The 7,188-nt window shown below is 70.5% G+C and carries 7 protein-coding genes and 1 riboswitch; of the genes, 5 read left to right on the plus strand and 2 right to left on the minus strand.

Annotation, left to right across the window (positions count from 1 at the left end):
• The first annotated feature begins 32 nt into the window (after positions 1 to 32).
• The 5 genes from RF645_RS07125 (at position 33) to RF645_RS07145 (ending at position 5,922) form a co-directional block, all read left to right on the plus strand.
• Positions 33 to 1,439, plus strand: coding sequence for an acyltransferase (locus RF645_RS07125; RefSeq protein WP_058871520.1), 1,407 nt, complete (start codon positions 33 to 35; stop codon positions 1,437 to 1,439).
• Positions 1,440 to 1,473: 34 nt separating this feature from the next.
• A riboswitch (SAM riboswitch) is annotated at positions 1,474 to 1,583 on the plus strand.
• Positions 1,584 to 1,632: 49 nt separating this feature from the next.
• A complete protein-coding gene (locus tag RF645_RS07130) occupies positions 1,633 to 3,108 on the plus strand; it encodes an O-acetylhomoserine aminocarboxypropyltransferase/cysteine synthase family protein (RefSeq protein WP_058871519.1) in 1,476 nt (491 codons plus the stop codon).
• Positions 3,105 to 4,286 (plus strand): cystathionine gamma-synthase, encoded by a 1,182-nt coding sequence (locus RF645_RS07135; protein WP_058871518.1) that lies wholly within the window; start codon positions 3,105 to 3,107, stop codon positions 4,284 to 4,286. The genes RF645_RS07130 and RF645_RS07135 overlap by 4 nt, the downstream gene beginning before the upstream one ends.
• Positions 4,287 to 4,502: 216 nt before the next feature.
• On the plus strand, positions 4,503 to 5,204 hold the full coding sequence (locus RF645_RS07140; protein ID WP_058871517.1) for a DUF4870 domain-containing protein: 702 nt from the start codon (positions 4,503 to 4,505) through the stop codon (positions 5,202 to 5,204).
• Between the two features lie 121 nt (positions 5,205 to 5,325).
• Complete coding sequence (locus RF645_RS07145) at positions 5,326 to 5,922, plus strand: methylated-DNA--[protein]-cysteine S-methyltransferase (protein ID WP_235586770.1); 597 nt, start codon at positions 5,326 to 5,328, stop codon at positions 5,920 to 5,922.
• Between the two features lie 143 nt (positions 5,923 to 6,065).
• On the opposite strand, the gene RF645_RS07150 is transcribed toward RF645_RS07145, so the two are convergent.
• Positions 6,066 to 6,650, minus strand: coding sequence for a GNAT family N-acetyltransferase (locus RF645_RS07150; RefSeq protein ID WP_235586769.1), 585 nt, complete (start codon positions 6,648 to 6,650; stop codon positions 6,066 to 6,068).
• 139 nt (positions 6,651 to 6,789) lie between these two features.
• A partial coding sequence (locus tag RF645_RS07155; protein ID WP_368818853.1) for a hypothetical protein occupies positions 6,790 to 7,188 on the minus strand: 399 nt, incomplete at its 5' end.

Raw genomic sequence — 7,188 nt, forward strand, 5'->3', positions numbered from 1 at the left:
TGCGATGCCGCCGCCGTGTGACGATCGGAGACGTGACGAAGCTGAGCACCTCCCGCGGCCGGCGCGCTGCGCAGACCATCCCTGCGCAGCGCGATCTCGCGCTGGATGCTGCTCGGGTCGCCTGCCTGATCGCCATGGTCGTGCTCCACATCCTGCTGGTCACGCTCACGACGGATCCGAGCACGGGCGCGCTGCGCAGCGTCATGGCACCCACGGAGGCCTCCTGGTACGCCCCGGTGTCATGGCTCGTGCAGGTCATGCCGCTGTTCTTCGTGGTGGGAGGGTGCGCCTCGGCGATCTCGTGGTCGCGCCAGTCGGCGGAGGGCGTCCGCGGGCCGGCCTGGGTGCGCGCCCGGCTGCTGCGCCTGGTCGTGCCGGCGAGCGCTGTGTGGGTCGCCCTGGCGCTGGCCGGCGCCCTCGCGGCGCTCGTGGGGATGCCCGCCGACTGGGCCTCGATGGCGCTTCAGGGGCTCGGGATGCACCTGTGGTTCGTGGGCGCCTACACCGCGTGCCTGGTCGGTGTGCCGCTGCTGCACGGGCTGCACGATCGCCGGCCCGTCCTCACCCTGGCTGCGCTGGTGGGGCTCAGCGCTGCGATCGAGGTGCTGCGCATCGCCGCGGAGCAGCCGTGGTGGGGCCTGCTCGGCTTCGCGCCGGTCTGGCTGGCGATCCATCAGATCGGCTTCTTCCGCCACGACGGATCCTTCGCTCGTGCCTCGGCAGGAAGACTGCTCGGGATCACGGCCCTGTCGGTCCTGGTGATGCTCTGCCTGACGAGCCTGCCCTGGTGGGGTGCGGACGGACTGTCGGCCCTGAACCCGCCCACGCTGTGCATGATCGCCCTCGGCGCGGCTCAGGCCTGCGTCCTGCAGCTGTGCTCGCCGGCTCTCGAGCGGCTCATGCGATGGCGTCCCGCGCAGGCCGTCGCCTGGGTCGTCGGCTCGCGGGCCACGACCCTGTACCTGTGGCACCTGCCGGTGATCGTGGCCGTGATGGCGGTGTGGTGGCTGCTCGGCGGCCCGGATCCGGTGCCCGGCTCGGCGCAGTGGTGGCTGTGGCGCCTGCCGATCGGGCTGCTGTGCTGGGCGATGGTCCTGCTGGTCGTGCGTCCGCTGGGCGTCCTGGAGGCCGTGGCGGGGCGGATCGTCGCCCGCGAGCCCGAACCGGAGGGGCCCGCAGCCGGAGGATCGCCCTCGGGTGAGCGGCCCTCGAGCGCGCCCCGAGCCGACGGATCCGCGCCGCTGCGAGCTTCGAGTCCCGATCGCTCCTCATCGCCGGACGGACGGGCGTGGGTCCGCATCCTCGCAGCGGCCGTCCTCGTCTTCTCCGCAGCCGTGCTGGAGGTCCGCTTCCTGCTCGGCATCCCGCTGGCCCTCGGCGGCGCGGCGGCCATGGTCGCGGCGGTCCTGCTGCTGGTCCCGCCCGCACGGAGGTCCTGACGGCTCGATCGGTGGGGTGCTAGTATGGGACCGGCTTCACGAGACACAGCTGCCAAGCTCCGACTTGGCTGTGCACCAACCCCATGTTCAAGGGTGGTTCGGATGACGAAGCGGCCTGCACCTGACGCAGCGCACGAACAAGCTCCGGCGGGACGTGCAGGTCAAGAGCACCCCGTCACGGAAGACACCTCTCATGACGTCCTCGCCCTGCGACGAGCTCAAGAGCTCGACCTCGCTGGCCACACGCCAGATCCACGCCGGCCGGACAGGATCCGATCCGGGCGCCCCTGCCGCCCCCGCCCAGGCCACGCTGCCGGTGCCGATCTACCAGTCCTCGGCCTTCGAATTCCCGGACCACGCGGCTGCCGCCGCCATGTTCGCCCAGACCACCCCGGGCTTCACCTACTCCCGCACGGGCAACCCCACGGTCGCCGTCCTGGAGCAGAAGGTCGCCGATCTCGAGGGCGGAGTGGGAGCCGTGGCCATGGGCTCGGGCCAGTCCGCCGTCGCCGCGGCCCTGCTCGCGCTGATCAGCACGGGCCCCGGCAAGCACCTGGTGGTCTCGGAGAAGATCTACGGCGGCACCGTCGACCTGCTCGGTGACACGCTGGCCGATCTCGGCGCGACCGTCACCTACGTCGATCCCGCTGACCCCTCGGCCTGGTCGGAGGCGATCACGGAGGACACTCGGGGCTTCTTCCTCGAGTCCATCGGCAACCCGCTGGCCACGCTGGCGGATCTGGACGCGATCTCCCGCATCGCCCATGAGCGGGGGATCCCGGTGATCGTCGACTCGACCCTGGCCACGCCGATCCTGTACCGGCCCTTCGAGCACGGGGCGGACATCGTGGTGCATTCGGCCACCAAGTTCTTCGGCGGGCACGGGACGTCGCTGGCCGGCGTCGTGATCGACTCCGGTCGCTTCGACTGGGAGGCCGAGGCCGCTCGCTGGCCGCAGTTCACCGAGCCGCGAGCGCGCTGGGGCGGGATCAGCCTGTGCGAGAAGCTGCGCGGCGGCTCGCCGTTCCTGCATCTGTGCCGGGCCAAGTTCGTGCACGACCTGGGTCTGACGCTCTCGCCGTTCAACGCCTCCCAGATCATCCAGGGCCTCGAGACGCTGGACCTGCGCATGCGCCGCCACTCGGACAGCGCCGCTCGCATCGCCGAGTTCCTGAGCACGCATCCGGCGGTGCGCTGCGTGCACCACCCCCTGATCGAGGGCTCCGCCGATCGGGAGATCGCCGAGCGCGACTTCCCCCAGGGCGTCGGGTCGGTCTTCGGCTTCGAGCTGGAGTGCTCGGATGCCGCAGTGGCCGGATTCGTCGACTCCCTGCGGCTTTTCAAGCTGGTGGCCAACATCGGCGACGTCCGCTCGCTGATCAACCATCCCGCGGCCATGACCCACTGCCGTCTCTCGGAGGAGCAGCGACTGGCCGGCGGGATCAGCTGGCAGACCCTGCGGCTGTCGATCGGGCTGGAGGCGGTCGACGACCTGATCGCCGATCTGCAGTCCTCGCTCGATGAGCTGCTGCGCGTCGAGGCCGCGCGCGGCGCTGAGATCCCGGCCGCAGAAGGTGCCCCGGGACCGTCGACGGACGGCGCCCCGGTGCGCTCCGAGGACGAGCCGAGCGGCGCGCGCCGCGACCAGCGCCAGGAGGTGCAGGCATGAGCGGGTTCACCACGCGCGCCGTCCACGCCGGCCAGGAGCCGGACCGACTGACCGGTGCGGTCATCCCGCCGGTCTACCAGACCTCCACCTTCGTCCAGGACGGCATCAACGTCCTGCGCGACGGCCACGAGTACTCCCGCGGCTCCAATCCCACCCGCAATGCCTTCGAGGAGCAGCTGTGCGCGCTCGAGGGCGGGCAGCAGGCCTTCGCGTTCGCCTCCGGGATCGCGGCGGAGGATGCGCTGCTGCGCTCGGTGCTGCGCCCCGGAGACCATGTGGTCCTGGGCGCCGACGGCTACGGGGGCACCAACCGGCTCATCACCAGGGTCCTGGCTCCCTGGCAGATCCGGCACACGCCGGTGGACGTCACCTCGCTCGATGCGGTCCGCGGGGCTGTGGAGGCGGGCACGCGGGTGATCTGGGTCGAGACCCCCACGAATCCGCTGCTGGGCATCGCCGATCTGACGGGCATCGCCCAGATCGCCCAGGATGCCGGGGCGCTGCTGATCGTGGACAGCACCTTCGCCTCGCCGTACCTTCAGCGTCCGCTGGAGTTCGGCGCCGACGTCGTCGTGCACTCCACCACCAAGTACATCGGCGGGCACTCGGACGTGCTGGGCGGGGCGGTCGTCGTCTCGGACCGGGCCTGGGAGGTCGAGGCCGTGGGCGGCTTCTCGCCCGGAGGAACGCTGGCCGAGCTCGTGGGCTTCCAGCAGTTCGCCGGCGGGGCGGTCGCCGGGCCCCAGGACTGCTTCCTGGCCGCGCGCGGGCTGAAGACCCTGTCGCTGCGCATGCAGCGCCATCAGGAGACCGCAGGCCGGATCGCCGAGTGGCTCATCGGGCGCCCAGAGGTGGCGCAGGTGCTCTACCCCGGACTGCCCGAGCACCCCGGCCACGAGCTGGCCGCACGGCAGATGGACGGCTTCGGTGGCATGGTCTCCTTCCGCGTGCACGGCGGAGAGGCTGCGGCCCGGCGCTTCGCGGAGTCCACGAAGATGTACAAGCTCTCGGTCTCCCTCGGCGGGGTCGAATCGCTGATCTGCTGGCCCTCCGAAATGACGCACGGATCCGTGGCTGGCACGTCGCTGGCGGTGCCGGTGGATCTGGTCCGGCTCTCCGTCGGGATCGAGGACCTCGACGACCACCTCGAGGACCTGGAGCGTGCCTTCGTCGCCTGACGGGCGCTGCGCTCGCCCGGCTCGGCGACTGACAGGCGGCGCGCTCATCCGGCACTGCGGCTGACGCGGCGGCCTCCCCGGCTCCGGCAGAGCCCTGCGATCGCCGTCACCTGACGCCGATCGCAGGGCTCTGCCTACACTGGGGGCAGCAGCCTCGTCGCGTTCGGCTCGGCCATCGCGCGGGTCCCCATGCAAGCGCCATATGAAGGAGCCTTCATGAGCTCGCAGGATCCCCAGAACCCGGCCTCCGGATCGGACGGCCGCAACGCCCCGGGCGGACAGCAGCACGAGGCCCCCTCGTTCGGGCAGGGCCGCGACCGCCAGCAGTCCGGGCAGCCGTCGTGGGGCCCGAATCAGAGCCAGCCGGGCAGCCAGCCCTCCGGGGACCCCGGCGCGCAGCAGGGCTACGGGCAGCCGGGCTACAGCTGCCCCGGAGCCGGGCAGCAGCGCCAGCATCCGGACTACGGAGGCCAGGGCGCCTACGACCAGCCGCAGGGCGGCGGACAGCAGTACACGGCCCAGGGCAACTACGGGCAGGCCACCTTCCAGCAGGGCGGCCAGCCGCTGAGCCCCTCGGACGCCCGGACCTGGGCGCTGATCTCCCACATCGCAGCTCCGGTGCTGTTCCTGTTCTCGGCCGGCTGGATCGGATTCGCAGCACCGCTGATCATCTGGTTCATCTTCAAGGACCGCGACCCGCTGGTGCGCAATGCCTCCGCGGGCGCCTTCAACTTCAACGTCATCGTGTTCGCGCTCAACGTCGTGATCTGGATCCTGGCCATTCCCACCCTCGGCCTGGCCCTCTTCCTGCTTCCCGTCCTGGGCATCCTGTCGATCGTGTTCGCTGTCCTCGGCGCCATGCAGGCGAACAAGGGCCTGGCGTACAAGTACCCCATGCAGATCCCGATCCTCAGCTGAGACCGGATCCTCCGGCACCCGTCGTGCGCGGCGGCCGGAATTCCACGACGACGGGCGGGGCCCTCCGCTGCGGAGGGCCCGGCCGTTGCGCGTGCGGGGACATGGCCGCACCATGGTGCTCATGAGCGACTTCGACACCTCAGGGCGCGCCGCCCGACGAATCCCCGAGCCGACTCCTGCGCCTCCGCGCGGCATGGAGCTGCCGGAGCCCGTGGCGCGCATGCACCGCTGGGTGGAGACGCCGCTCGGGCGCATGGTCGTGGCTGTCGGCCCGCACGACGGCCGGCCTGCGATCACGGGATGCTGGTTCGAGGACCAGAAGCACTTCCCGGACGACGAGACCCTCGGCATGGAGGGTGATCATGCCCTGCTGAGCGAGGCGCAGGAGCAGCTCGAAGACTGGTACGCCGGTCGGCGACGCGGGTTCGATCTGCCGCTGGCCCTCGACGACCGCCCGCAGCCCCTGCGCCCGCGGGTGTGGAAGGCGGTGCAGGAGATCCCGTTCGGGACCACCACCACCTACGGCGCGCTGGCGCAGCAGCTCGGCAATCCCGGGATGGCCCAGGCGGTGGGACAGGGGGTGGGCCGGAATCCGTGGTCGGTGATCGTGCCGTGCCACCGGGTGCTCAGCTCTACAGGGGTGCTGACCGGCTATGCCGGCGGCATCGAGCGCAAGCAGGAGCTGCTGGAGATGGAATCCCGACGCACAGCGCGTTGACGGACCGGGGACCCGAGCGGCGACGTCCGACAGCGGCTGCGCCCGAGGGCGTAGAACAGCCCGATCCACGGGACGGGCCCATGTCGGGGCAGGAGGTTGGCCGCAGGTGGAGTTCCTCCGCGACGGCCGCGCGAACCGGCAGGTCAGTCCGCGCTGATCCGGTCGGAGCGCAGTGCGGCGTAGATGAGCTCCGTGCGCCATTCGCCCAGCTGCAGGTGCGATTCGCGCAGCTCCGCCTCCCTGCGCATGCCGATGCGCTCGCAGACCTTGATGGAGCTGTGGTTCAGCGCATCCAGGCGCGCGAACACGCGGTGGGCGTCCAATCGCTCGAAGCAGGCGTCGATCGCGGCGATCGCAGCCTCGCCTGCATAGCCTCTGCCTGCATGATCGGGGCTGACCACCCAGCCCATCTCGATCTGGCGCGACTCGGCGTCCACGAGCGTCAGCACGATCTCCCCGTAGAGCCCCTCCGGGTCGTCGTGCGCGCTGAAGGCATAGCGGATGGTGTCCCCGTCGTGGAGGAAGGCCCTCGGCCCGCGATGCTCGGCGATGACCCGCTCCGAGTGCTCCCACGAGCGAGGTCCGCGCCAGGCGTGCTGCGCGTAGTCCTCACGTGACTGGTAAGCGTGCATGGCCTCCAGATCCGACTCGCTGAAGCGGCGGAAGAAGAGGCGGTCCGTCTCCAGGGGCAGCAGGTCCTTCACGGGATCCATCGTATAGACGACCAAGGGCCGGCTGGCGTCCATCGCGGTGGAGAAGCCGAGAGGGCAGCGCGCAGCCGCGTGGCCCGGTGCAGGTGCGGGCGAACCGGCCGGCTGCGCGACGAAGACCGGGACTCGGCCCAGGTGAGGCCCGTCACTGCGGGCCTCACTGGTTTGCGGGCGTGCTCAGCGGTGTGTAATGTTCTTCTCTGTCGCCGCGAGCGGCCCGCCGGTTCGAACCGGTGCGGCGCAGCGGCAGGATCACCGATCCGGATGATCCTGCGTCGACACAACCATTGAACGGCTCGATCGAGCAGATCGCTTCGCCCTGCACTGCATGGGCGTGGGGGGATCGGATCGAAGGAGCCGGGTTGTGAAGAGCGGGTGAAGCGAGTACGATGATCTGGCCGCACAACGGTGAACGAGAGATGAACGAAGTTCGGGTCTCGTGAGCTGCGGCGGCTGAAGGAACTGATCTTCGCGGGCCTGGTGAAACGGGCTGGTTGATCGTCTGTTGTTTGAGAACTCGATAGTGTGCCAAATTGTCTGCTGATACCAGTTCAAG

It is taken from the genome of Kocuria sp. CPCC 205260 (assembly GCF_040981045.1).
Taxonomy (GTDB): domain Bacteria; phylum Actinomycetota; class Actinomycetes; order Actinomycetales; family Micrococcaceae; genus Kocuria; species Kocuria palustris.

Excerpts from the sequence above, each read along its gene's own strand:
- RF645_RS07130 (WP_058871519.1), top strand. The coding sequence starts at position 1,633 with ATGACGTCCTCGCCCTGCGACGAGCTCAAGAGCTCGACCTCGCTGGCC.
- RF645_RS07135 (WP_058871518.1), top strand. The coding sequence starts at position 3,105 with ATGAGCGGGTTCACCACGCGCGCCGTCCACGCCGGCCAGGAGCCGGAC.
- RF645_RS07140 (WP_058871517.1), top strand. The coding sequence starts at position 4,503 with ATGAGCTCGCAGGATCCCCAGAACCCGGCCTCCGGATCGGACGGCCGC.
- RF645_RS07145 (WP_235586770.1), top strand. The coding sequence starts at position 5,326 with ATGAGCGACTTCGACACCTCAGGGCGCGCCGCCCGACGAATCCCCGAG.